Annotated in this window: 3 protein-coding genes; 1 reads left to right on the forward strand and 2 read right to left on the reverse strand. The window is 70.8% G+C overall.

Going from position 1 to position 2,984, the window contains the following annotated elements:
• Together AC1D01_RS27845 and AC1D01_RS27850 are read right to left on the reverse strand one after the other, a co-directional pair.
• A partial coding sequence (locus tag AC1D01_RS27845) for a glycosyltransferase family 9 protein (protein WP_477872176.1) occupies positions 1–475 on the reverse strand: 475 nt, incomplete at its 3' end.
• Positions 476–491: 16 nt separating this feature from the next.
• Entirely contained in the window at positions 492–1,883 is a 1,392-nt protein-coding gene (locus AC1D01_RS27850; protein WP_477872178.1) for a phosphomannomutase/phosphoglucomutase, read from the reverse strand.
• Between the two features lie 136 nt (positions 1,884–2,019).
• Here AC1D01_RS27850 and AC1D01_RS27855 point away from each other — a divergent pair.
• Positions 2,020–2,984: bifunctional transcriptional activator/DNA repair enzyme AdaA (locus tag AC1D01_RS27855; RefSeq protein ID WP_477872180.1), on the forward strand; the 965-nt coding region annotated here is incomplete at its 3' end.

Raw genomic sequence — 2,984 nt, forward strand, 5'->3', positions numbered from 1 at the left:
GCACCGTGTAGTTCAGCGCCATCGCAGCCAGCTTGCGCGAGYGGTCGAGCGCATGCACGTGCGGCTCCATCGCGAGCGGCTGGTCGATCAGCCAGCGCGCCGGCCGCTCGAAGCTGGACCCGTCGGTGCGGTTCGCCAGGCCGAAGCTCGGGCCATCGGCCATGCGGGCCACCAGGGCCGACTTGGTCAGGCCCTGCAGGTCGAGCACCGCGTCGTAGCGGTGCTGCCCCAGTTGCGCGCGGAAGGCGCGCCATTCGTCGCGCACCGCGCGCGTCCACCAGGCGCGCCGCCAGCGGCGCTGCGCGCACTCGATCACCTCGCTCACGCCCTGCACGCGCCGCACCAGCGGCGCGAAGCCCGGCTCGACGACCCAGTCGACGTGCGCGTTGCGGTAGACCGCCCGGATGTCGTGGACGACGGGCATCGCATGCACCACGTCGCCGAGCGACGACAACTTGACGATCAGGACGCGCACGAAGACGGCACTGCGGTCAATGCGCGGCAGCGGCGATCTGCGCGTCGGGCTTGGCCACGCGCAACGCGGCCATGAAGTCGGACTCGATGCGGTGCAGCGCCTCCTGCGTGTGCCCTTCGAAGCGCAGCACCAGCACCGGCGTGGTGTTCGACGAGCGGATCAGCCCGAAGCCGTCTTCGTACTCGGCGCGCAGGCCGTCGATCGTGATGATCTCCTTCGCGCCGGGGAAGCGCGCGCCGTCGAGCAGCTTCTGCACGACCACCTTCGGCTCGCCTTCGGCGCAGGGCACGTTCAGCTCGGGCGTGCTGAAGCTGGTGGGCAGCGCGTTCAGCACCTGGCTCGGGTTGCGGCCGCGCGACAGGATCTCCAGCAGGCGCGCCGCGGTGTAGGTGGCGTCGTCGAAGCCGTACCAGCGCTCGCCGAAGAAGATGTGGCCGCTCATCTCGCCGGCCAGCGGCGCCTTCAGCTCCTTCATCTTCGCCTTCACGAGCGAATGGCCGGTCTTCCACATCAGCGGCTTGCCGCCGGCGGCACGGATCGTCGGCGCGAGGCGCTGCGTGCACTTGACGTCGAAGATGATGGTGCCGCCGGGGTTGCGCGACAGCACGTCGGTCGCGAACAGCATCAGCTGGCGATCGGGGTAGATGATGTTGCCTTCCTTGGTGACGACGCCCAGCCGGTCGCCGTCGCCGTCGAACGCGAGGCCCAGCTCGGCGTCGGTCGCCTTCACGGTGCGGATCAGGTCGGCCAGGTTCTCGGGCTTGCTCGGGTCCGGATGGTGGTTCGGGAAATCGCCGTCGACCTCGGAGTACAGCTCGGTCACCTCGCAGCCGAGCGCGCGCAGGATGCCGGGCGCCGACGCACCGGGGATGCCGTTGCCGGAGTCGACGACGATCTTCATCGGGCGGCTCAGCTTGCAGTCGGCGACGATGCGGGCGCTGTACTCGGCCAGCACGTCCATCGTGCCGGTGCGGCCGGTGGCCACGGTGTAGTTCTCCGCTTCCATGCGGATGCGCAGCGCCTGGATCTCGTCGCCGTAGATCGCGCGGCCGGCCAGCACCATCTTGAAGCCGTTGTAATCCTTCGGGTTGTGGCTGCCGGTCACCTGGATGCCGCTGTTGCAGCCGTGCTTGCCGCGCGTGGCGRCCACGTAGTAGAGCATCGGCGTCGTCACGGCGCCGATGTCGACGACGTCGAGCCCGGTCGACGCGAGGCCGYGGATCAGCGCGGCGACGAGGCCCGGCCCCGACAGGCGGCCGTCGCGCCCGACGGCCACGGCCTTCTCACCCGCCTTCAGTGCCTCGCTGCCGAAGGCACGGCCCAGGTGCTCCGCGAACGCTTCGTCGATCGTCTTGCCGACGATGCCGCGGATGTCATAGGCCTTGAAGTTGGACGCAGTCACTTGCATTCGGTTTCTCCTGGAGAGTGGCGGATTGTAGATAGCGTCTGACATGCAGCCTTCGGGCCAGCGCGGGCTCGAAGCCCGGCCCGCGACATGTCCGAAAACGGCGAGTCCTGCGGATTGGAGGTTCGATAATCACGCCATGCCTACCTTCGACTCCGATGCCGCCTATCTGGCCATCAAGGCCCGCGACGCCCGCTTCGACGGCCGCTGGTTCGTCGGCGTCACGTCCACCGGCATTTATTGCCGACCGATTTGCCGCGTGCGCACACCGCGCCGCGAGAACTGCGTGTTCTTCGACACGCCCGCCCAGGCCGAGGCGGCCCGCTTCCGGCCCTGCATGAAGTGCCGGCCCGAGGTGGCGCCCGGCCCGGGGCTCGCGTGGACGGTGATGGATGCATCGCGCACGCTGGCCCGCCAGGCGGCGCACTGGCTGGACCATGCGGCCGCCGAAGAAGAAACACCGTCGATCGCCGCGCTGGCCGCGCACCTGGGCGTCAGCGACCGCCACCTGCGCCGCATCTTCGCGGCCGAGCATGGCGTGACGCCGCTGCAGTACGTGCAGACGCGCCGCCTGCTGCTGGCCAAGCAGCTGCTGACCGACACGCGGCTGCCGATCGCGCAGGTCGCGCTGGCCAGCGGCTTTCGCAGCCTGCGGCGCTTCAACGCGGCCTTCGCCGACAGCTACCGCATGAGCCCGACCCGGCTGCGCGGCGATGCAGCCGGCGAGTCGGTGTCGCCGGACGACGGCGTGACCGTCTCGCTCGGTTTCCGCTCGCCGTACGACACGGCCGCGATGCTGCGCTTCCTCACGGCCCGCGCGATACCGGGCGCCGAGGCGGTGGAAGCGGCCCGCGTGCGCCGCAGCGTGCGCGCCGGCGTGCTCGGCCCCGAGGCCGGCTGGCTCGAGGCCGCCTTCATCGATGCGACGCCGACACGCCCGGCCAGCCTGCGGCTGCGCTACGCGCCGGCGCTCGCGCCGCACAGCGGCCGCGTCGTGATGGCGGTGCGGCGCTGGCTCGACCTCGATGCCGCGCCGCAGACCATCGACGACGCGCTGCGCGACCTGCCCGGCGCGCCCGGCCTGCGGCTGCCGGGCAGCATCGA

This window comes from Rhizobacter sp. P3_B12, from assembly GCF_056402895.1.